A 22,430-nucleotide genomic window follows, 5' to 3' on the forward strand; every position below is an offset into this window, starting at 1 on the left:
GCCGGTGGGGCTGCCGCGCCCTGCGGGCTTGCCGACGACGCTCTGGTGGCGGCTGTGGTGCAGGTCGAGTCGTTGGGCCGGATCATTGACGGGTTGCGGGTGCGGATGGCTGGTGAGGTGGCGGCGAGGTCTGCTGCGGAGTTCGGGGCGGAGGGTCTTGCCCGGTCGCATAATGCCCGGTCGGTTCCGAAGTTCTTGGCGGCGATTACCGGTGCTCGTGACGAGACGATCATGTCCAGGATGAAGCTCGCCTCGCAGGTGCACACGGGCATGTCGTTGGTGGGGTTGCCGAACCTGCCTCGTTTCCCGCAGGTTGCGGAGGCGCTGGCTCTGGGCGATCTGGGGGTGGATGCGGCGACGTCGATTACGCGGCGTCTCTCGGAGGCCGCGGCGAAGATCGGTTTCACGGAAGAGGTCTCGGAGGCGGAGGGTAGCCTCGTCGCGTTGGCGCAGCAGACGTCGGGTAGTTTCGGGTATTCCGCGAATCAGGTGGATGATCTGGCGATCCGGTGCCGTGAGCACCTCGACCCCGACGGCGCGGAGCCCCGTGAGGCTGACTTGCACGAGAAGCGGTACCTGGAGCTGAAGGCGCACCGTTCGGGGATGACGTCGATCCGGGGCCTGTTGTCGCCGTCGATGGCGGCGATCGTCGCGTCCGCGTTGGAGCCGTGCACGAGCCCGCGGATCGTCGCTTTCGCAGCCGACCCGAGTGAAGATGGGGATGCGGGCCCGGCGGGCGATGTGCCGGTCGATGGTCTGACGGCGGACACCCGCACGGCGGGTCAGAAACGTGTCGATGCGCTCGTGAACCTGTTGCAGGTCGCGGCGGGACGGCCGGAGATGCCGCGCCTGAACGGTGCCGCACCCACCGTGAACCTCCACGCCACCCTCGACGACGTCGTCACCGGCCGCGGCATTGGCTGGATCGACGGCCTCACCGCCCCCGTCCCGTACTCGACCGTCGAGGCGCTGCTGTGTCACGGGGATGTGATCACGACCCTGTTCGGTGAGCATGGGCAGGTGTTGCAGCACGGGAAGACCCGCCGCCTGTTCACCCCCGCCCAGAACCGTGCGTTGGCGGCGCGGGATGGCGGGTGTGTGTGGCCGGGCTGCGACGCACCCCCATCCTGGTGCGAGTCGCACCATGTCGACGGGTGGCAATCCGACACCCACCCCGGCGGCCTGACCGACATCGACAACGGGGCACTGCTCTGCCACTTCCACCACACGAACCTGCACAAAACACACTGGAAACTCACCATCCGCAACGGCACCCCCCACCTCATCCCACCCGACTGGCTCGACTGGACCCAAACCCCAAGGCCCTGCCAACAAAACCGGGCACGACAACGAACCGGCCACCACCCACCCGGCCCGCACAACCCAGCCCGGCACCGCCCACCCCCGACCCCACCGCCCACCCGACAACCAAGCAACCCTCCAGCCAGCGACCCTCACCACGGCGACCCCCGACCCGGCCACCCTCGACCCGGCCACCCTCGACCCGGCCACCCTCAGCCCGGCGAACCCCGACCCGGCGACCCCCAATCCGCGAGCCCCGAAACGGCCACCCTCAAACCGGCGAGGCTCGACCGAGCGACCGGCCATCGACCGAATGGTGGCTCGAACACCGCCAGAGCGACACCGGGTAGAACGATGCCGCGATCCCAGCCACCCTGGCCGACCATCCTCGGATCGTGCGCCGCCTGCCGGCCGCACCACCGATCCGGCCACGCGCATCCAGAACCACACCCACCGACGGCAAGCCCGCAGGGCGCGGCAGGCACGACGCGGCAGCGTCCACGGCGCGGCGACAAGCAGGGCCCGGCAGCATGCACGGCGCGGCGGCGGGGCGCAGCAGCCCGCAGAGGGGCGCGGCAGCCCGTGGGACGGGGCGGCGGGCCGGGGTGCGACCACGTCGGCCACCGCACTCCGCTAACGTGGGAGCGAGACGCTGGCGTGGGCTGGCAGGAGAGCGGGTCGAGATGTTCGAGGCAGAGAACCTTCGCGACTGGATCGACCTGCCGGTCGTCGACCAGGCCGGCGACAAGGTCGGCTCGCTGGAGAGCATCTACTTCGACACCGCTGCGGGGGTCCCGTCGTTCGCGGCCGTGCACGTGGGCATTCTCGGCGGACAGAAGCTCGTGTTCGCCCCGCTCGACGGCGCGGTCGTCGCACCCAAGTACCTCAAGGTCATGTTCCCGAAGAAGCTGATCAAGGACGCACCGTCCATCGCCACCGACGGAGAACTCGAAGCGGCGGAAGAACCCGCCCTGTTCGCCCACTACGCCCTCACCTACCAGACCGGTTCCGGCGGGGAACGCCGCCTCGGTCGCCGCTGACGACACCCGCTCAGCGGCACGCAGGCAGGCAAGCAGGCAGGCAGGCAGGCAGGCAGGCAAGCAGGCAGGCAGGCAAGCACGCAGGCATCACACGGCTACAGCCGCCGCCTTCCGCAGCTGGCCCGACCGGTAGTACGTGCTCACGTGGTTCGACGCATCGCGCAGGTACCGTTCGAGCGCACGCTCGCGGGCCGGGTCGATCTGCTCGCTGGGCGCGCTGATCGCGACGGCACCCACGATCATCCCGGCCCCGTTCCGCACGCCGACCGCCGCGCAGGTCATGCCGGGCACGAACTCCTCGTGCTCCCAGGCCACACCGAGGTTGGCGACCTTGGCGAGATGCGCGTCGAGTTCCGGTCGTGATGTCATCGTCGTCTCGGTGAGGCGGGGCATTCCGTGCACCCCCAGGTAGCCGTCCACCTGGTCGACGCTCATGCCGGCGAGCATGATCTTGCCGAACGCCGTGGCGTGGGCGGCCTCGTGGAATCCGAAACCGAGGGGCGTGAGCCTCGGATGATCGGGGCTGTCGACCACGTAGGCCACGACGACATCGGCGCCACGGTACACCGCGAAGTAGCCTGCCGTCTGGGCGGTGTCGTGCAGCCGCGCGATCTCGGCGCGCACCGCCGTCGGAACACCGATCTGGCGGTGCAGCGAGACTCCGAGCCGGTCGAGTTTGTAGCCGAGTTCGAACCGGCGCTCGCCTTTCAGATGAACGAGGTAGTCGCTCTGCACAAGGGCCTGCATGAGGCGGTAGACCGTCGGGAGAGGATAGCCGAGAGCCTGGGAGACCTCTTTCGCCGACGCCCCACCACGCTCCGCCACGATCTCAAGGATTGAGAGGGTCTTCTCGACGGTGGCGACACCGGAATCGCTGGAGGGCATGCTGCCAGTGTGGTCGCGAGCCGGCACCCGCACAACACCGGCACCGTTTCTTCTCGCATGCTGAGAACGCCGATCGAGCCGACCGTCGGCTCTCCCTAGGCTGTGCCCACGCAGGTCTTTCTGCGCTGTGACACCGTCGTCAGGAGTTCAACCATGTCCGAAACCGCAGGATCAGAAACCGCAGGCGCACCCACCCCCGTGCCCGTCCGCACCATCATCAGTCCGAGCCGCTACGTTCAGGGCCCCGGCGCCATCACCCGGCTCGGCGAGTTCCTCGCCCCCATCGGCAGCAGCCCCCTCATCGTGGCCGACGACATCGTCTGGGGCTTCGTCGGGCACGACGTGGAGTCGTCGCTGAAGGCCGCCGGCCTGCCGGTGCGCAAGGAGAAGTTCAACGGCATCCCGACCGCCGTAGAGATCGACCGGCTCGTCGACGTCATCAAGGAGACCGGGGCCGATGTGGTCGTGGCCGTCGGCGGTGGCAGCACGATCGACGCGGTGAAGGCGTCGGGCTTCCTCGCGGGCATCCGCTGGGTGACGGTGCCGTCGGTCGCATCGACGGATGCCCCGACCTCCGCTCTCGCCGTGGTCTACACGGAGGAGGGGGCCTTCGAGGAGTATCGCTTCTTCCCCCGGAATCCCGACCTCGTGCTGGTCGACTCGCAGCTCGTCGCGAATGCTCCGGCCGCTTTCCTCGCGGCGGGGGTGGGCGACGCGCTGGCCACCTGGCTCGAGGCGCGCGCGACGAGCCGGTCGAACTCGAACACCATGGCCGGTGGGCTGCCGACGCTCGCCGGGACGGCCCTCGCCCAGCTCAGCTGGGACGTGCTCTGGGAGAATGCGCTGCCCGCCCTCGACGCGGTGCGCGACCACCTCGTCACCCCGTCGGTCGAGAAGGTCATCGAGGCGAACACCCTGCTCTCCGGCCTCGGTTTCGAGTCGGGCGGCCTCGCCGCAGCGCACGCCATCCACAACGGACTCACCGCCGCACCCCAGGCGCACGGGCTCGCCCACGGCCAGAAGGTCAACATCGGCTCTCTCACCCAGCTCATTCTGGAGGGAGCTCCGACCAGCGACATCCGGGACTTCATCGAGTTCACGACGCGGGTCGGCCTACCCACCACCCTCACCGAGATCGGCCTGTCGGTGGACGACACGGATGTTCTCCAGCTCGTCGCACGGGAGGCAACCGTGCCGGGCGAGACGATCCACGCCATGCCGTTCGAGGTCGGGGCTGCGGATGTGGTCTCGGCGTTGAAGTCGCTCGAACGCCTGTCACGCCGGGTTCGGGATGAAGCGGGGCTGGCCGCCCCCGAGCTGTACCACGCGAAGCACTGACTGCCCGGGGCTGACGGCCTGCGATGGTCTCAGTCCAGGAACACCTTGCCGGGGTTCAGCAGGTGCTGCGGGTCGAACAGCGTCTTCAGCGAGCGCTGGAGTCCGTACTGCACGTCACCGAGCTCGGTGCGGAGCCATCGCCGTTTGAGCATCCCGATTCCGTGCTCGCCGGTGATGGTTCCGCCGAACTCGAGAGCACCGGCGATCATGGCGTCCGCAGCCAGCCACGCTCGTTCGGGCAGTGCGCCATCGGGCCCGAGCTCCGAACGCGGGATGCGGAGGTTCGCGTGCAGGTTGCCGTCGCCGATGTGCGCGAGGATCGTGATGACCACACCGAACCGGGCGCTGGTCGCTTCGATGAGCCGCACCATCTCGACCAGCCGGTGGCGGGGTACCGCGAAGTCCTCGTTCAGCGTGATCTCGGGGCGGGGAGCCTGGTCCTGCGATGTCCACCGGCGGATGTCGAGCAGCTCGTCGGTGCGCCGGGCATCGTCGGTGACCTCGATCTCGCCGCCGGAGCGCACCAGCACGTCGCGGAGCAGGGCGGCCTCGGCTGCTGCCGCCAGCCCGTCGGTCTGCACGAGAAGCAACCCCGCGCCCCGGGCACGGAAGTCGCTCCCCCGCCAGTCGTCGATCCGTGACAGGTGCACACCGTCGATGAGTTCGAGCATGCTCGGCCGCACCCCGGTGGCGAAGAGGTCGACGCTGGCGGCCGTCGCCTGCTCGGCGGTCTCGAAGAACGCCGCGATCGTGTGCACGCTACCGAGCGGAACCGGCAGCAGGCGGAGGGTCGCCCCGACCACGACGCCGAGGGTCCCCTCCGAGCCCACGAAGAGCGCGGTCAGGTCGTACCCGCTGACCCCCTTGATGGAGCGATGTCCGGTGTGGATGAGCTCGCCGCCGGCGAGCACCACGTCGAGGGCGAGCACGGAGTCGCGGGTCACGCCGTACTTCACGCAGCAGAGGCCACCGGCGTTGGTGGCGATGTTTCCGCCGATCGTCGAGATCGCGGCGCTGGCCGGGTCGGGCGCGTATCGGAGCCCGACGGCCCGCGCGGCGGCTGAGATCTCCGAGGTGATCACTCCGGGTTCCACCACGCAGAGGCCGCTGTCGGGGTCGATCCCGGTGATCGCCGTGAGCTTCCCGAGCGACAGGATGATCGCCCCCTCCGTCGCGGCGGCTCCACCGGCGTACCCGGTTCCGGCACCGCGCGGGATGACCGGCACCCCGAACTCGGCAGAGACCCGGCAGACCTGCTGCACGTCGGCCACGGAGCGGGCGACGACGACCGCGAACACGACGTCGCCGGGGTCGTGGCCCGAACGGTCGCGGGCGTAGGGCAACGTAGTCTCGGCACCCGTCAGCACGACGCCGACACCGTCAGCACGGAGTCGCGCAACCGCAGCGGCGAGCGCCTGCCCCGTCCCCGGAACAGGCACCGCCCCGGGCACCTCAGACACGCTCCCGCACCTCCTCGATCCGGCTGTAGCCGGCATCCGTCACCGTGATGCGCAGTTTGGCCGAGATCTGCTCCTTCATCGACTCGACGTGGCTGATCAGGCCGATCGTGCGGCCGCCGGTGCGCAGCCCGTCAAGGGTGGTCATGGCGATTTCGAGGGTCTCGGCATCCAGTGTTCCGAAGCCCTCGTCGACGAACAGGGTGTCGAGCGCGATGCCTCCGGTCTGGTTCGTCACCACCTCGGCGAGCCCGAGGGCCAGGGCGAGCGATGCGAGGAAGGTCTCCCCTCCGGAGAGCGAGTGCGTGGGGCGCGCCCGACCGGTGTGCTCGTCCCAGATGCGCAGCCCGAGCCCTGCCTCGACGTTCCGGTACTGCAGGGAGTCGTCGAGTTCGAGCGAGTACCGGTTGCCTGTCATCGTGGTCAGCCGGGCGTTGGCCGCTTGGATGATCTGCTCGAGCTGGGCCGCGAGAACATATGTCTCGAGGCGCATACGTTTCACATTCGTGCCACCGACCAGTTCTGCGAGCTCACGCACCTTGGCCTGCTCCTCGATGAGCCCCGCGGATGCCCGGAAGAGCGTCTCCGCCTCGCCGACCAGCCCCGCGAGCTGTCGCGCCTCGGCCACCCGGGTGTTGCGGAGCGCCTCGGCCTCATCCCGGGCTTCGAGGGCGGTGGCCCGCGCGGCACCGGTCGCGGCGGTTTCGACGAGCACCGCCGGCAGCCCCGCGAGGTCGGGGTCGGCCAGCAGCGCCGCCGCCGCGGCCAGCCCGTCGCTGTGCCGGCGCACCCGGGTCTCGCGGGTCGCCTGCTCGGCGGGCGTGAGACGCGCCTGCTCTGCGGCGTCGCTGCTGGGGAAGTCGAGTTCGGCCAGGAGCTCCGCCTCCGCCTCGACCGCGCGGCCCAGACGCTCCCGGTTCGCTGCGGTCTCGACGAGCGCCGCCTCCAGCGCGCGGGCCGAGGCCAGCCAGGCGTCGACCTCCCGGGCCCTGGCCGACACGGAATCGAAACCGCCCCGGAGTTCCAGTACCCGCAGGGAGAGGAGCGCGAGGCTCGTCTCCGCGGCGGTGTAGGAACTCTGAACCCCGGCCAGCTCGTCGCGCAGCTGCCGGAGCGCCGTCTCCGCCTCGGTGCGACGGCTCTCGACTCCGTCGCGTTCTGCGGTTAGCGCGGCGGCGAGCCGCACGGCCTCCGCGGCCCGGTCGACCCTGGCCGACGCGGCTTCGAGGAGCTTCAGCAGCTCGGCCGAGCTGCTGCCGCGGGCCGCCGCACGGTCGTCGGCGAGGGTGCGGCCGAGGGCGGCGACCCGGTCATCCGCCTCAGCCAGCGTTGCCTGGCAGGTCGCCCGGAGTCGCTGTGCGCGGTCGGTGTCGGCCTCGGTGACGGGTTCGGCATCGCTCTCCGCCGGCTGTGGATGCTCGGTCGAGCCGCACACGGAACAGGGCACACCCTCGACCAGTCCGCCCGCGAGCTCCGCGGCATGGCCGGCCAACCGCCGGGCCAGGAGGGTGTCGACGAGCCGTGCCGCCTCGAGGTGGGCCGAGCTCGCCGCCTTCTGCGCGAGAAGGGCGTCGGTGAGCTCCGCCGCCGACGAATCGGCTCGGCGCCCCGCCGCAAGGGCCTCTTCGAGGGACTCCTGTTCGAGGCGGAGGTCGGGAAGCCGTCCCGCTTCGACCTGGGCGGCCTCGAGACGCTCCCCCAGCGCGGTGAGCTCGGCGGGGAATCCTCCGACCCGGTGTTCGAGGGCGCCGATCCGGGCGGCCACGTCGGCCCTCGTCGCCGTGTGCGCGCGGAGCTCGCCCGCCAGCTCGTCCACCCGTTTCTCGTCGGAGAGCGCCCCGTCGAGGGAACCTCGTTCGACGACGAGATCTTCGACCGCAGCCCGGAGGGCGGCAACACTGTCGCCGCCCGGACCGGCGGAGAACAGTGCCCAACGCTCGCGCGCGGCGGATTCGGCAGCCTGCGCCCCGGCGAGAGCTCGCTCGGCAGCGCGACGCGCCTCGATCTGCGGCCAGACCCGGGCGGCGCGGTTCGCCCCCTCGATGCTCGCGCGGAGATCCTCGATCTCGGGAGTCTCCGCCTGGAGTGCCGCGAGGGTCTCGGCGGTGGCGTCGCGCTTCAGCTGACGGCGGAGCACTTCGAGCTCGGACGTGTGGACCCGGTCGGCGCTCTCGAAGGCTGCAGCTGAGATCCCCGCGCGCTCGGACGCCTCGTCCCGCAGGGTGACCACGTCGGCGAGCAGCCCGCTGAACCACTCGGGTGAGGGGTCCGCCGGCACGGCGATCGGGGTGCGAGAGAGCGCGGACCCCTCCGCCGCCTCGGCCTCCTGTGCCAGCGCGGCCTCGGCGATCCCCGCGGCCTGCGTCGCCCTGACGTGGATGCTCTGCCGGGCATCCGCGACCCGCGCCGTCAGCGCGCGGCTCTGCTCGGCGAGCGACTTCTCGAACGCCTCGAAGCGGGAGGTGCCGAAGAGCGTGCGGAGGAGCGCCCTCCGTTCGTCGGTCTTCGCGAGCAAAAACTGTTGGAACCGGTTCTGCGCGAGCAGGATCACCTGCAGGAACTGGTCGGCCTTCAGGGGCAGGATCTCACTCATGTGGCGGCCCACGTCGACGGGCTTCGCCGCGATGCCCCGCCACCCAGCATCAGTGCTCTCTGCAGAACCTGTCGGCCCGGCCTCTCGCACGAACAGCTCCGCTGTGGCCGCCGCTCGTGTCAGCTCGCCTGCGCGGCGCTTGTTCGGGCGCTGGTACTCCGGCGTGCGGTGGAGCCGGTAGTCGGTGCCGCCGATACTGAACTCCAGTTCGACGAAGGTCGGGTCGCCGGGGCCCGCATGGTCGCTCCGCAGCTGCGATTCGCGCCCGTCGTAGCGCGGCACCGACGCGTAGAGCGCGAAGCAGATGGCGTCGAGGATGCTCGACTTTCCGGCCCCGGTCTTGCCCGTGATGAGGAAGATGCCGTCATCGTCGAACTGCTCGAAATCGACGGACTGTTCGTCCCGGTACGGCCCGAAGCCGGCCAACCGGAGGCGCTTGATCTTCACTGCGGGACCAGCACAGCGCCGAGGGTCTCGGTGACGAGGCGGCTCTCGAAATCGCTCGGGCCTGCACCGTTCCGCACGAACTCGACGAACCCGGTGACGATCTGCTGGTCAGTCTTCTCTGTCAGGCGCTCGGCGTAGCTCTCTGAACCGGCATCGTTCACGACCGACGGCCGGTATTCGAGAGCGACGCAGTGCGGGAAGCGCTGCTGCAGCTTGCGCATACCGTCGAGCGGCCGGGCCTGGTCGGTGACGATGGCCTTGATCCAGTGGCCCTCGTACTCGGCCAGCGACGGGTCGTCGAGCAGGTCGCCCAGCGTACCGGTCAGTTCGCGGAGCGGCCTCGGCACGGGGAAGTCGACCCAGGTCGTGGCGGCGAGGCCCGCGGCATCCAGTTCGACAAGCCAGCCGCCGCGCACCCGGCTGCCCTCGGCGAACGAATAGTGCAACGGGGCGCCCGAGTACCGCACCCGCTCGCTGAGCGCCGCCCGGGAGTGGATGTGGCCGAGCGCCACGTAGTCGGGCCCGTCGAAGACCCGGAGCGGAACCAGGTCGAGGCCGCCGGAGGTGATGTCCCGCTCGACGTCGGTCGCGCCTGCGCCCACGACGGCATCGCCCGACTCGGAGACCCCCACGTTCACCGCGAAGCAGTGCGAGAGCACCACGGAGCGCCCCGGACGAGCCGCGAGGTCGTCGCGGATGCGGTCCATGGCGAAGGCGAGCGCCTGCTCGTGCGATCGCAGCTGTGCTTCGGGGTAGTGGTGCCGGATGAGGCTCGGCTCGAGATAGGGGATGCCGTAGAAGTGCACCGGGCCCGTCTCGTCGTCGAGGGTGACCGGGATGTCGAGGCGGTCGTGCCGGGTGAGAACGTGCACCCCGGCCTCCGCCGCCCACTCCGACTGGAAACCGAGCCGCGTGGCGGAGTCGTGGTTGCCGCTGGTCAGGATGACCTTCGCGCCGGTCTGGCGGAGCGCCCGCAGTGTTCGCTCCAGCACCTCGTAGGCCTCGGCCGACGGCACCGCCGAGTCGAACACGTCACCCGCGACGACGACCACGTCGACGCCGTGCTCCCGCACCGTGTCGGCCATCGCGCCTGCGACGAGCTCGAAATGGTCGAGGGTCGAGTGGGTGTGGAATGTGCGCCCGATGTGCCAGTCGGAGGTGTGCAGGAACTTCATGTCTCCGACGCTAGCCCCGACCGCCGACAGCGGCCTCCCGCACGCGCGGACCGAGGAATTCCAGCACGGCCAGGTTGACCTCGTCGGGCTGCTCCAGGTTCGTCGCATGGCCCGCATTCTCGATCACGATGGAGCACGCAGCCGGGTTCCCGCCGAGCAGAGCGGACGCCGCGGCGTGCCCGGCCGGCCAGAACTCGCTCTCCCGGCCCGCGATGAAGAGCACGGGCAGGCGCGAGGCCGCGATCACGTCGCGCCAGTCGGCAACGGCATGGTTGTGCAGCAGCTCCAGCTCACCGGTGGTGAGTTCGTGTTTCGCCAGCACCGACCTCAGCGCCGAGGTCAGCACCGAGACCGGTGAGCCCCCGGAACCCGTCGCCCCGAGCATCCGCACGATCCGGCGCCCGCGCTTCTGCGGCGGCGTGCCGTGGCCGGTCTCCGGAACCCCGCTGCCGAAGAGGGTGTGCCGGTTGGCCTCGGTGTACCCGTAGAAGCCGCACGGCCAGCCCGCCTCGCCCGGGTGACCCGTCGTGTTCAGCATCTTCGGCGTCTGGTCGATGATGACGATCTGCGAGACCAGCTCGGGGCCCTCGGCGTCGAGGTAGGCCCAGATGGTGTTGCCGCCCATCGACCCGCCGACCAGCACGACGTCACGGAGCGCGAGGGCGACGAGGAACTCGCGGAGATCCGCGGCCCGTCGCGCCATCGAGTTGCCGGAGTCGCGGTGCTCAGAGGTGCCATGCCCGCGGAGGTCGAGAGCGAGCATCCGGAACCCGGCGGCGCCGAGCGCGTCGACCTGGTACCGCCAGCTCGTGGCGGGAGCGAGGAATCCTGCGAGAAGCACCACCGGCCGGCCGGCCGGATCACCGGACTCCCGGTAGTCGAGGCGCACCCCGTCAGAGGTCGTGATGGACGGCATGCCCCCAGTGTCTCACGGTGGGGGCATGGGCTATCGGCCGGGGACTACAGCTCGACCTTCTCGTTCTCCCCGCCGTCGTACGGCTTTCCGGTCAGCTTCGACTTGACGAGGCTGAAGACGGTGGCAACACGACCGCCCGGGGTGTCCCAGTATTCGGCGCTGTCGCTCTCGAATTTCACGAGGGTGGCGTTCGGGTCTTCGGGGCCGTCCGGGAACCAGGCGTCGACGGCGGAGTTCCAGAGGTCCTTCAGCTTCGCCGCGTCATCGACCTGCTCGGCCCGCCCTGAGAGGGAGACCCAGGTGTCACCGGACGTGAAGGCGACGTTGACGACCGGGTCGGCGCTGATCTCCGCGATCTCGTGGGAGTCGCGGGCGACGATGAACCAGAGGTCGCCGTCGAAGGTGGTGTCCTGCACGGTGAAGGGGCGGGAGACGAGCTTCCCGTCGGCCGACCGGGTCGTCATCATCGCGAACCGGAAACCCTTGATCAGCTCGGCGACGCGTGCGACGCCGTCGGTGGAGTTGGTATCTGTGGTGGTGCTGTCTGTCATTTCTCTGCTCCTTCGCGAGTGGTGTGCCCCACTCTGCTCCGGATGCCCGGGGTCCCGGTAGGCCTTGACGAGCGGGGCGCGCTGCCCCAGCGGTCGCGCCACAACCCCGGTCGCGGCAGACGCCAGCGCGGGCAGGTCGACCTCGCGGAGGGCACGCATCCGCTCGTCGCGGTCGGCCGCGTAGCCGGGGTCGGCGGCGAAAGGTGGGAGTGCAGCATTCAGAACCACAGCATCCAGGCGCGCCTCGATCGCGGTGCCGATCTCCGACCACGCCCAGTCCCTCGACGCATCGACGGCCGCGGGCACGAAGGCGTCGTCGCGGCGCAGCCGGTCGAGTTCCGTTGCGAGCGCCGAGTAGATGACGCGGCGCTCGACGAGCAGGTGGTGGTCGCTGATCGTGGTCGACCTGCGGAAGCTCGGTGGGAACTCGGCCATCAGCCGACGCATATGCGCGGCCATCGAGGCCTGCTCGAGGGCCAGGGCGCGAAGTTGCCGGTCGACGTAGCGGGCGGTGAGTGCAGGGTCGTAGCGCCGGTCGGACCTCAGCGCCTCGACGACGATGTGGTTCATCGTCGCCATGGTGAGGGCGATCCGCGACATCAGGACGCCCTCCTCGACCGCTCGCGCGACGAGCTCGGGGTCGACGGCGAACCTCAGCGCACGACGGCGCCGGGCGGACGGCTCAGCGGTGCGCCCGCGGTCTCGCCCGCGCCCGCGTTTCCGCTTTTGCTCCACCATCGATCACCGGTCAGGACGAGGGTCGCTCGGCGCGGCCGTCAGGCGACGGTGGCGGCTTCCGGGAGCGGTTCTGGCAAGAGACGGAGCCCGGAGCCGCTGTTCGCGACGGAGGTCAGCTGCTCGATCCAGTGCCGGTTCAGCGCGGTGTTCGCCGCGGTGTCGAGAACGAACTGCAGCGGGATGGCGGGGTGCAGCCAGATCGTGTGGCTCCGGCCCGTCTCGTCGTCCTCCCAGGAGAGGGCGAACTTCTCGTCGCGACGGAGCTTCGCCAGAACGACGACGCGGAGATGCAGGAGAGCGCGATCATCGAGGGGAACCTCGACTCCGGGCGCACCATAGATGAGTTTTCCCATGATTCTGTCCTGACTGGAGCGCGCGGGGTCTCGGCGCGTCGTATGACGATACTAACCGCTCCGCACCCCCGGCGTGTCGCCGTTCGAGACCGGGTTGCCGCCGGCTGTCAAGGTGCGTCCGGGAAGCAGGCAGCGGGCCGGACGACCCGAGTAGGGTGCTGCCATGACTGAATTGACTGATTCGAGCGACCAGGACACTGCGGGCGATTCGGGCGACTCCCCCGTCGAGTACCCGGACAGCGCCGGCTACCCCGACGGCGAGGGCATCGTCGGCAACGGCCCGACGACCGACGCCCCGCCCTCAGGCGTCGACGCGACCCTGGCCGACGAGCCGGAGACCGAGGAGACCCTCGATGGCGACGTCCCCACCGACGAAGAGGACACCGAAGTCAACGACGGCTGACACCGCCGCGTTCAGGCAGCGAGCTCAGGCAGCGAGCGCAGCCACCAGCTCTCCGTCGATGAAGCCGGCCGTCACCCCGTGTGCCCGGCTGATGGCGTCCCGGATGTCGCGGCTCTCCCGGTAGCTGAGGGCGAGGGCGGCGCTGAAGACGTCACCGGCCCCGATCACGCTGCCGACGCCCTGGCGTTCGAGCGGTTTCGCGGGCACATGCGTGGCGACCCCGTTCTCGAAGCCCGTCGCGCCATGCCTGTTCTGGGTGACCACGATCGCCCGGCCGGGGAACTCCCTCGACCAGCGGTCGGCCACGGCGAGCGCGTCGCCCAGGTCTTCGTCGGAGAACACCACGACGTCGAACAGCGGGATCACGTCGGCGTACTCGACGAAGTCCCGCTGGCCCACGGTGCCGTCTTCGCCGACCGTCCGCAGGTACCCCTGCAGGAGCAGCATCGTGAGCGTACCGGGCCGGGTCTCCGCCAGCGCGGCTGTGAGGTATTCCGGAGTGAAGTTGGCCAGCAGCGGGGCCACGACCACGATGTCGGCGTGGGCGAGCGCGCGGGCGTACGACGACGTGAGGGGCACCGGATCGGCGTTCTGGGAGTGGAAGCACTCCTGCCGCCGCACGTCCCCCTCGATGTGGTTCCGGTAGAGCAGTGTGCCGCCGGGCGTCGCCGGGTTCAGCAGGGGCACACCCGACCGGAGGTCGACGAAGTCGTCGGAGTACGGGGCGATCACCGAGACGGTGACGCCCGGAACAGTCCGAAGCTGCCGGTTCATGAAGAAAGCCGGCGAACCGGCGCTCCGGCGGAGCCGCTGCGGGGAACTGTCACCTGAGTCGGTTCCGGTGTTCTCGTCGATGCAGACGTGCCCGACGACGACGACGGAGCGTTCGTCTGCGGTCGCGGGTGCCATGCTCACCCGCTCGAGTTTACCGCCCCGTACCGCCGGTGACGCCGTCGGGCAGCCAGTGCACCGCCATCACGTCCTCGTGGTTGTGCACCATGAGCCAGCGACCGGTTGCGGTGGATGCCCGCCGCCACACACTCGTGTTCCGTACCGTCTGCTCGGGCGAACCGTCGGCCAGGTCGACGGCAAGGTAGTGCAGCAGAACGGCGGTGTCACCCCAGATGCGCACCTCGGGGGCGATGCCGCGGAGCACGGGGACGGGTGAGGGCACGGTCGCGGCGGGCGCGGCGCCGGCCGGCCGGGCATCCCGGATCCGGTCCAGCTCCGCCTTGCCGTGGATGAGGGGCATCGTGTCGCTGTCGAACATCGTCGCCTCGGGCGAGATGTTCGCGTCGATCGCCGCCCTGTCGCCCGCCGTGAAGCCCGCGTAGATCGCCAGGGCCCCCGACCAGATCGCGTGCTCGTCGGTTCCCGCGTCGAAAGGGTTCTGCGTCTGCCCGGGTGATAAATCGTGCGTGTGACTCATGATGCGTCCCAGCTTAGAAGCCGCTCACGCAGCGCGGATGACGCGGCGGAGCACGGCGCGTTCGCCGAGCGTCCACGTGGCACTCGTGACGAGGTACACGGCCGCCGCGAACGGAGCGATCGCGGCGAACAACACCGTGATGTACGGCAGGAACCGCGCGATCGACGCGACGGCGGCCGCGCCCGGCACGTGGTCGGCGGCAGCCCCTGCTTCGGCGTTCAGGGCAGAACCCGCCCATCTCAGGTTCGCCCGCCTGGTCAGCTCGACCACGACGGCCAGCACCACGAGAAGCGCCACACTCACCAGAACCGGCGGGAACCCCGCTGTGACGGCGGCCCCGAGCGTGGCGAACAGGTTGGAACCGAACGGGATGCCGAGGAACGTCTGCGTCAGCAGCAGGTTCGCGTGCCCGGCGAGCTGCGGATGAACGAAGAGCGCGTAGATCGCCGACAGCACCGGCGCCTGGGCGAGTGTCGGCAGGATGCCCGCCAGCGGTGAGACCTTCTCGCTGGTGTACAGCCGCAGGAGCGCCTTCTGCAGCGCTTCGGGCTTCTTCGCGTATTTTGCGCGGAGCGCGGCGATCGCGGGTGCGAGCCGCCGCCGCGTGACCTCGGCGCGCACCTGCGACACCGAGACAGGTACCAGCGCGAGGCGCACCAGCACGGTCAGCAGCGCGATCGCGAGAACCGGTGCTGCACCGCCCGCGAAGGGCTGCACCACCGTCCCGATGCCGAGAACGAGGTTGTAGAGAGCGTCGAGCGCGAGGGCGAGCGGCGGGAAAGTGGAGATGTCCATGGTGGTGCGTGGCCTTTCGGGCAGAAAGAATGGTCGCCGTCGTGCGGCGAGGAAAGGGGTCGCGCGGCGCAGAGGGGTAGCGCGGGGCGCGACAGAGGAAGAAGGCGGCGTGGCGCGCCAGGCGGTGCGCGTCAGACGACGCGCCGCACCTGGCGACTCAGGCTGCGCGGCGAGTGACGAACCCCGGGGCGCGCGGGCGCGCGTGTCCGGGCGCGTCGGGGTTGCTCTGCGTGATGAGGGCGGGCAGATCGGCGTTGCCGGTCGGGGCGGGGCGGCCCCGCGCATCCGGAACCGTGTGGGCCCACCGGGAGACCAGCACGACTGCGACGACGAGGAGCACGCTCGCTGCCCCGAGGAGACTCGCAACAAGAACGAGCGGCGAGCCGACGTCTCCGCTCGCGAGCGCGCCGACGAACTGCAGCGCGGCGAGCACGACGGCGATCATGCCCCCACGCTACTCGACCAGGCCGATGAAGGCACTCAACTGGGCGAGGCCCAGGACGGAGCCGGGGAGGTACTCCGTGAGCGCGGGCGAATACACGAGGTACGCCGCCCACTGCGCGCGGGAGATCGCCACGTTGAGGCGGTTCGCGAGCAGCAGGAACTCCAGCCCCCGCGGCACATCGTCGGCCCCGGATGCCGCGAGCGTCACGATCGCGACGGCCGCCTCCTGGCCCTGGAACGTGTCGACTGTGCCGACGGGAACTCCGCCGAACCCCGCCTCGGAGAGCGCCCGGTGCACCAGTTCGACCTGGGCGTTGTAGGGAGCGACCACGATGATGTCCCGCTCCGCGAGCGGACGTGGCGCCGCACCCGCCGGCCCGGCCGCACCCGCCTGCCCGGCCGCGCCCGCCGGCCCTGCCGCACCCGTCTGGCCCACGCCGTCGAACCACGCCGAGCCGACCAACCCCGCGACGAGCCGCACGACCTCGTCAGCCTCTTCCGGCGAGGCCGTCGAGTTGCCCGTGTGACGCACCGGCACCGGGTGCAGCCCCGGGTCGACCCCCTCGAGCATCCGCCCCGACTCGTGCGAGTGCAGTCGGCCCTCGTAGGAGAGCTCCGACACGGGTGCGCAGAGCGCGGGGTGCATGCGCCAGCTCGTCTCGAGGAAGTAGCCGAACTCGGCCGGCAGCACCCCGTGCCCCTCAGCGAGCCAGCCGAGCGCCGACACGTCGACGGGTTCCGGATGCGTTCCCTGGCTCACCTGCGGAAGCTGCTGCGGGTCACCGAGCAGCAGCAGGCGCGTGGCGGCGACCGACGCAGCGATCGTGCTCGCGAGCGAGAACTGCCCCGCTTCGTCGATCACCAGCAGATCGAGCGAGCCGCGCGGCACCGTGTTGGCGTTCGCGAACGTCCACTGCGTGCCGCCGAAGACGTACCCGCCGGACTGCTGCACGAACCCCGGCACGGCCTTCGCGTCGAGCCTGGTCCACGAGCCGCCGGCCGCGGCACCACCCGCCGCAGAAGCCGCAGCAGCAGCAGCAGCAGCATCCTTCGGCTTCTTGCCGACCAGCCGCGGGTCGAGGCCCGCCCCGACGATCGCCTCCAGCATGTTCTCGACCGCCGCGTGCGACTGTGCGACGACCCCCACCTTCCAGCCGTGGTTCTGCACGAGATCGGCGATCACCCGCGACCCGGTGTAGGTCTTTCCCGTGCCGGGCGGGCCCTGCACGGCGATGTACGAGCGGTCGAGGTCGAGCAGCGAGCTCCGGATGCTCGCGATCACGTTCTCGCCGCGCACGAGTCCGGGCAGGGAGCCCAGTCGCGGCGGTTCGCGCCTCAGGATGTCGAGTGCGGCATCCGGTTTGAGCGCCGGAAGCCCGTTCAGCAGCTCCCGGCCCCAGTCGGCGATCGCCTCGGCGAGTTTGCCCGCGTTCGGAGGCGAGGCCGGGGTGACCGCGATCGGCACCTGCGCATACGTCGCGCCGACCGCGTGGGCGTCGCGGCTCAGCTTCTCGGTGAGAAGGTAGGTGCCGTCACCGCAGTCGGCGAAGGTGACACGGCTGTGCGCAGCGCGTGCGCCCGGTTCGGTCGGTCCGCCGAGCGGCGGGAACGGCGAATCGAACAGCACGAACGGCGAGGCGTCGGCCGAGAACCGGCTGCCCGGCGCAGCGGTGCCGGTGACGACCAGTTCGCGGGAGAGCGTCTGCGCGCGGGGGCCGGCGAGCGACCAGTCCCGCCGGATCATCGCCGTGTCGATCACGAAGACGCCGCGGGTGTCTGCCCACTCGTCCACAGGGTTCTGCAAACGCGCGAAGTGCTCCCACCAGAACGACTTCGCCTCGCGCCGGTGGTAGTCGATCGCTGCCGACGCGAGCGCGATGGCGGTCTGGTCGGCTGTACGCTCGGCCGAGGCCGCGTGCACCCCCGCTGCCGTCAGGTAGGCCACAAGCTCCGTGTACACGGGATCGGGTTCGCGGAGCGGCACCTGCGCGAGCAGTTCGACGGTGAGGTCGACGTCGGTCGCCGGTGTCACGCCGACCTCCGCCGCACGCGCCAGCAACCAGTCGCGGAGGCGCAGCGTCGAGACGCAGTCGTACCGGTTGTACTGCTCGATGTCCGCGCGCACCGCCGCCGCGGCATCCACCTCGCCGACAGCCTGGAACTCGGTGTACCGCACATACTCGCTGATCGAGTCGGCCGCATTCGCCGTGCCGTCGCGCCCCTCCTCCATGTACAGCGGTTCCAGCTTCTTCAGGGAGTAGCTGTGACTGCCGACCCGGATGCCCTGCCGCACGATCGGGTAGAGGTCGACGAGCACGGAGTTGCGGAGCAGATCGTCGATCTCCTCCTCGCCGACCCCGTGCCGCGCGGCGAGGGTCAGCAGGTGCGTGCGCTCATACGAGGCGTAGTGGTAGATGTGCATGCCCGGATGCTCGGCCCGCCGCACCCGCACGAAGTCGAGGAACTCCGACAGCGCCGTCTTCTCCTCCACAAGGTCGTCGGCCCAGAATGCGGTGAACCGCGCCTCGGTGTCGACCAGGCCGAAGAGGTAGTCGAGGCCCCAGAGCTGGCGTTCCTCGTGCAGCGGATCGCCCTCGAAGTCGAAGAAGATGTCGCCGGGCGACGGCTCCGGCAGCGCCGTCAGGGCGACCGGGTTGGCGATGCGCCACGGCGGCGGCGAACCTTCCGCCAGCGAGGCGCGCTCGACCTGGATGGAGGCCTGGTCGCGGAGGGCCCCGAGCGTCGCCGCGCTCATCCCCTCCACAGGCTCCACTCGCCCGGCGAGTTCCTCGATCGCCCTGACCCCTGCCGCCCGCAGCTTCGCCCGCTGGGTGAGCCGCATCCCGGCGACCTGCAGCACGTCGTGCGTGCGTTCGACCTGCTCGGCGCAGGCGTCGCACCGCCCGCAGGCCGTGTAGCGCGGATCGCCCCACGGTGTCGGAGCGGGATCGAGCAGCCGGTCATCCAGAATCTGCTGCAGGCGCGCGCGCCGCTTGTGGAAAACCGGCAGGATGTCGGCCAGCCGGTGCGTGCTGATCTCGCCCGTGCCGAGCCAGAGGTGCACGTTCTCGCCGATCTCGAAGCCGAGCCGCTGCAACTGGTCGCTGTAGGCCGCGAGCTGCAGCAGCGCTGTGATCTTCGCCTTGCGGGCCAGTTTGGTGTCGTAGACCTCGTAGCGGCCTCCCGGGCCCAGGATGACGAAATCGGAGTACCCGAGGAACCGCCCGTCGAAGAACGCCCCCTGGAAGACGACCTCGGCCCCGCTCCGGAGCGCCGCGACCGTCGCCTCTGTCGCCGACCGGATGCCCGTGAACGACCCGTCGCGAATACCTGCGTCCTCCGGCCGCTCGACCTCCACGACCACGCGCGTCGCCGCGAGGGAGTCGAGCACCTTCTTCTCGTGCAGGTCACCGAGCCGGCCGGCGCGCTTCAGCATGTCGTCTTCGACGAACGGCGGCTTCTCGATGCGCCCGAGCATCCAGTCGAGCTTGCGGAGCAGCGCCCACTCGCACGCCGAGGCCGCACTCAGGTCGGTCGCCGAATAGATGACCGTGTCGCCTGCGAGCTGCACTGTGACTCCCTGAAGCCCGGCCGCCCGGAAGCGGCCCGCCCGGCACCGTGCCGGGATGCGGCAAGAGTAGCGCGGGCCGCCGACACGTGTTGCGGGTTCTCCACAGGCGCGCGTTCAACCGCGCCGGCCCCGGCTCACTCGTCGGTGACGAAGATGCAGAACGGGTGCCCCGCCGGGTCGGCGAAGATCACGATCGCCTCCGCCGGATCATCCGTGCCGTCTTCGAGCACGCTCGCCCCGAGGGCGATGGCCTTCGCGTGCTGCTCGCGCAGCTCCTCGACCGACGACACCCAGAAGTCGAGGTGCATCATCTGCGGCCGCGGCCCCTCCGGCCAGGTCGGCGGGGGCATCGACTCCACCCGCTGGAATGCGAGCACCCGCGCGCCAGCGTCGTCGACCAGCACCAGCCAGTCGGCCACGCCGCCGCTCTCCTCGCCCACCTCGGGCTCATCGCCCGGCAGATACTCCAGCGCCAGCAGCTCCCGGTAGAACTCGGCCAGCCCGCGCGCGTCCTCTGTGTCGAGCACCACCTGCCGCAGTCGGGGAACGGATGCTCGTGCAGTCTTCTCGCTCATGCACCCCAGTCTCGCCCCTCGCCCCCGCACGCTGTCAACGCTCCAGCTCTGGTTCTGAAAGGCCAGCTCTGGTTCTGAAAGGCCAGCTCTGGTTCTGAGCGGCCAGCTCTGGTTCTGAGCGGATCGACGCGGGAGAATCGGGCCATGCCCACACCCGACGAAGCGTTCGAAGCACTCGGCGGCGAACTGCGGGCCCAGGGAGCCGAACGCGGCCGGATGATGGGCCGGCCGATGTACGCGGTGAACGGGAAGATGTTCGCGTGCCTCAGCAACGAACGCCTCGCGGTGCGGCTGGGCGCCGGTACGGCCGCGCTCGACATTGCCCTCGCACTGCCCGGCGCCACGCTCTTCCACCCCGGCGACTCCAACCGCACCTGGCGCGACTGGGCCGCACTCCCCCTGTCGGCGGCGAGCGCCTGGCCGGAGTTCGCCGGCCAGGCCCTTCACAACCGGCTGGAGTAGACGGCGCCGAGCGTCAAGGCCTGTCACCCGAACCCTGTCTGGCGTTTGACTGTGGTCATGACAACAGTGAGCGACTTCATCATCCAGCGCGTGAAGGAATGGGGCGTCACCCGCGTCTTCGGCTTCCCGGGCGACGGCATCGGCGAGTTCGACGGCGCCCTCGGCCGGGCCGAGCGGGAGGGCGAGGGGCTGGAGTACATCCGCCCCACCCACGAGGAGATCTGCTCCCTCATGGCGACGGCGCACGCGAAATTCACCGGCGAGGTGGGGGTCTGCATCGCGACATCCAGTCCCGGGGCGTTCCACATGCTGAACGGACTCTACGACGCGAGCATGGACAACCAGCCGGTCGTGGCGATCGTCGGCCAGCAGGGCCTCGCGTCCCTCGGAACGTTCGTCATGCAGGAGTCGAACCTCGAACGGGTCTTCGCGGATGTCGCGTGCTACGTGCAGACGATCGTGAGCCCCGACCAGGCCCAGGCCGTCATCGACACGGCCTTCCGCACAGCGAAGCTGCGGCTGGCACCGGCCGTGATCATCCTGCCGCACGACATCCAGGGCATGGACTGGCACGAGCCCGCCCCCGAGAACTGGGTGGCGCGGTCGTCGGCCGCGAGCCCGTCGACGGCGATCGTGCCGCCGGAATCCGAGTTGCAGAAGGCCGCGGACATCATCAATGCGGGGAAGAAGGTCACGTTCCTTGTCGGTGCGGGCGCGACCGGTGCGACCGATGAGGTCATCGAGGCGGCGAACCTCGCTGGGGCCGGCATCATCACTGCGCTCCGGGGCAAGCATGTCGTGCCGAGCGAGATCCCGTTCCACACGCAACAGCTGGGCCTGCTCGGCTCGCTGCCGAGCCTCCACCAGGCCGAGAAGTGCGACACGATCGTCTTCCTCGGCACCAACTACCCGTACGGCCAGTTCCTGCCGAAGACCGGCCAGGCCCGCGGCATCCAGATCGACCTGAAGCCTGAGCAGCTCGGCGTGCGCTACCCGAACGAGCTGAACCTCTGGGGTGACGTGCGGGCGACGCTCGAGGCGCTCATCCCGCTGCTCGAGCCGAAGACCGACCTCAGCTGGCAGGAAGGGATCGCCGACGAGATGCGCGGCTGGGAGCGCGAGATGGAGACGCAGGCCATGCTCAGCTACCCCGATGGCGGCAACCCCCGCCGCGTCATCCACGAACTCAACAAGCGGCTGCCCGACGGCGCGATCGTCACCTGCGACGCCGGCACCACGGCCGACTGGTACGGCGCACACATCCGGTTGCGGCGCGGGATGCTCGGGGATATGTCGGGGCGGCTCGCGACCATGCTCGCCGCCATGCCGTATGCGGTCGCGGCGAAGTTCGCCTACTCCGACCGGCCCGTCGTCTGCACCATCGGAGACGGCGGCTTCCAGATGCTCGGGATGAACGAGCTCATCACCATCAAGAAGTACCTCTCGCGGTGGAAGACCAAGACGTTCGTCATCGTCGTGATGCACAACGACGACCTCACGCAGGTGTCGTGGGAGATGCGCACCGAAGACGGCAACCCGCTCTGGAACACCGCGCAGGACGTCGAGTCGGTCGACTACGCCGGCTGGGCCTCACTGCTCGGCTTCCGGGGCGTCACGCTGACCCGCGACGAGGATGCCGGAGCCGTCTTCGACGAAGCGTTCGCCTTCGACGGTGTGACGCTCATCGACGCCCACGTGTCGAAGAACGTGCCGCCCCTGCCGCCGCACATCACGGCCGAGTTCGCGCTGAACACCGCGAAGGCACTGCTGAAGGGCGACCCCTCCGAGCTCGCGGTGATCGTCGACTCCGCGGAGGCTCTGGCCGCCGAGGGCGTCGAGCGGGTGAAGGGTGCGCTGCACCTCGGCGGTCGGGGCCGTCGGGCTGCCCGCCGCGACGGCGACGCCGGCCGCGAAGACGACTGAGGCGCGGCCGGGCCCGCGTCAGCCGGCGCGGGC

General features: G+C 70.2%; 18 protein-coding genes and 1 pseudogene. 6 read left to right on the forward strand and 13 right to left on the reverse strand.

All coding sequences use genetic code 11. From position 1 onward, the window contains the following. Positions 1-105 precede the first annotated feature (105 nt). Positions 106-1,077, forward strand: a pseudogene (locus tag FB464_RS20585) (DUF222 domain-containing protein); the annotation flags it as partial. A gap of 908 nt (positions 1,078-1,985) precedes the next feature. Continuing rightward, positions 1,986-2,342, forward strand: coding sequence for a PRC-barrel domain-containing protein (locus FB464_RS09860; protein ID WP_116414019.1), 357 nt, complete (start codon positions 1,986-1,988; stop codon positions 2,340-2,342). A gap of 87 nt (positions 2,343-2,429) precedes the next feature. Here the strand turns inward: FB464_RS09860 and FB464_RS09865 are convergent, their stop codons facing one another. Continuing rightward, entirely contained in the window at positions 2,430-3,227 is a 798-nt protein-coding gene (locus FB464_RS09865) for an IclR family transcriptional regulator (RefSeq protein WP_142206659.1), read from the reverse strand. 153 nt (positions 3,228-3,380) lie between these two features. Between FB464_RS09865 and FB464_RS09870 the strand changes: the two genes are divergently transcribed. Then, complete coding sequence (locus tag FB464_RS09870) at positions 3,381-4,565, forward strand: glycerol dehydrogenase (protein WP_116414017.1); 1,185 nt, start codon at positions 3,381-3,383, stop codon at positions 4,563-4,565. Positions 4,566-4,594: 29 nt separating this feature from the next. Here FB464_RS09870 and FB464_RS09875 read toward each other — a convergent pair whose 3' ends face one another. The 6 genes from FB464_RS09875 to FB464_RS09900 are packed head-to-tail and all read right to left on the reverse strand — an operon-like array spanning position 4,595 to position 12,795. After that, positions 4,595-6,025: an FAD-binding oxidoreductase gene (locus FB464_RS09875; RefSeq protein ID WP_211327314.1), complete on the reverse strand. Its 1,431-nt coding sequence runs from the start codon at positions 6,023-6,025 to the stop codon at positions 4,595-4,597. After that, a complete protein-coding gene (locus FB464_RS09880; RefSeq protein ID WP_116414015.1) occupies positions 6,018-9,062 on the reverse strand; it encodes an AAA family ATPase in 3,045 nt (1,014 codons plus the stop codon). The genes FB464_RS09875 and FB464_RS09880 overlap by 8 nt, the downstream gene beginning before the upstream one ends. After that, on the reverse strand, positions 9,059-10,237 hold the full coding sequence (locus tag FB464_RS09885) for an exonuclease SbcCD subunit D (RefSeq protein WP_116414014.1): 1,179 nt from the start codon (positions 10,235-10,237) through the stop codon (positions 9,059-9,061). The genes FB464_RS09880 and FB464_RS09885 overlap by 4 nt, the downstream gene beginning before the upstream one ends. 10 nt (positions 10,238-10,247) lie before the next feature. Then, a complete protein-coding gene (locus tag FB464_RS09890) occupies positions 10,248-11,153 on the reverse strand; it encodes an alpha/beta fold hydrolase (protein ID WP_116414013.1) in 906 nt (301 codons plus the stop codon). A gap of 44 nt (positions 11,154-11,197) precedes the next feature. Continuing rightward, positions 11,198-12,442 carry a pyridoxamine 5'-phosphate oxidase family protein gene (locus tag FB464_RS20505; RefSeq protein ID WP_342780680.1) on the reverse strand — a complete coding sequence of 415 codons (1,245 nt, stop codon included), beginning with the start codon at positions 12,440-12,442 and terminating at the stop codon, positions 11,198-11,200. A gap of 38 nt (positions 12,443-12,480) precedes the next feature. Continuing rightward, the gene (locus FB464_RS09900; RefSeq protein ID WP_116414012.1) at positions 12,481-12,795 is read right to left on the reverse strand and encodes a DUF7882 family protein; all 315 of its coding nucleotides are present in this window, start codon (positions 12,793-12,795) and stop codon (positions 12,481-12,483) included. Positions 12,796-12,958: 163 nt separating this feature from the next. Between FB464_RS09900 and FB464_RS09905 the strand changes: the two genes are divergently transcribed. Beyond that, positions 12,959-13,198, forward strand: a complete 240-nt coding sequence (locus FB464_RS09905) for a hypothetical protein (RefSeq protein ID WP_246093003.1) — start codon at positions 12,959-12,961, stop codon at positions 13,196-13,198. A 24-nt stretch (positions 13,199-13,222) separates the two neighbouring features. Here the strand turns inward: FB464_RS09905 and FB464_RS09910 are convergent, their stop codons facing one another. The 6 genes from FB464_RS09910 to FB464_RS09935 all read right to left on the reverse strand — a co-directional run bounded on the left by FB464_RS09910 (position 13,223) and on the right by FB464_RS09935 (position 20,012). Next, positions 13,223-14,107: a carbohydrate kinase family protein gene (locus tag FB464_RS09910; RefSeq protein ID WP_246093179.1), complete on the reverse strand. Its 885-nt coding sequence runs from the start codon at positions 14,105-14,107 to the stop codon at positions 13,223-13,225. A gap of 16 nt (positions 14,108-14,123) precedes the next feature. Further along, entirely contained in the window at positions 14,124-14,627 is a 504-nt protein-coding gene (locus tag FB464_RS09915; protein ID WP_116414010.1) for a DUF4440 domain-containing protein, read from the reverse strand. Positions 14,628-14,651: 24 nt separating this feature from the next. Then, the gene (locus FB464_RS09920) at positions 14,652-15,422 is read right to left on the reverse strand and encodes a YidC/Oxa1 family membrane protein insertase (protein ID WP_116414009.1); all 771 of its coding nucleotides are present in this window, start codon (positions 15,420-15,422) and stop codon (positions 14,652-14,654) included. Between the two features lie 157 nt (positions 15,423-15,579). Next, positions 15,580-15,867 (reverse strand): DUF6412 domain-containing protein, encoded by a 288-nt coding sequence (locus FB464_RS09925; protein WP_116414008.1) that lies wholly within the window; start codon positions 15,865-15,867, stop codon positions 15,580-15,582. A 9-nt stretch (positions 15,868-15,876) separates the two neighbouring features. Then, complete coding sequence (locus tag FB464_RS09930; protein WP_116414007.1) at positions 15,877-19,437, reverse strand: TM0106 family RecB-like putative nuclease; 3,561 nt, start codon at positions 19,435-19,437, stop codon at positions 15,877-15,879. A gap of 134 nt (positions 19,438-19,571) precedes the next feature. After that, positions 19,572-20,012 (reverse strand): VOC family protein, encoded by a 441-nt coding sequence (locus FB464_RS09935; RefSeq protein WP_116414006.1) that lies wholly within the window; start codon positions 20,010-20,012, stop codon positions 19,572-19,574. 144 nt (positions 20,013-20,156) lie between these two features. Between FB464_RS09935 and FB464_RS09940 the strand changes: the two genes are divergently transcribed. Both FB464_RS09940 and FB464_RS09945 read left to right on the forward strand, forming a co-directional pair. Further along, positions 20,157-20,474 carry a hypothetical protein gene (locus tag FB464_RS09940; protein ID WP_116414005.1) on the forward strand — a complete coding sequence of 106 codons (318 nt, stop codon included), beginning with the start codon at positions 20,157-20,159 and terminating at the stop codon, positions 20,472-20,474. A 57-nt stretch (positions 20,475-20,531) separates the two neighbouring features. Continuing rightward, on the forward strand, positions 20,532-22,397 hold the full coding sequence (locus tag FB464_RS09945) for a thiamine pyrophosphate-requiring protein (RefSeq protein WP_116414004.1): 1,866 nt from the start codon (positions 20,532-20,534) through the stop codon (positions 22,395-22,397). The last annotated feature ends 33 nt before the right edge of the window (positions 22,398-22,430 follow it).

The sequence above is a fragment of the Subtercola boreus genome, from assembly GCF_006716115.1.
Taxonomy (GTDB): Bacteria; Actinomycetota; Actinomycetes; order Actinomycetales; family Microbacteriaceae; genus Subtercola; species Subtercola boreus.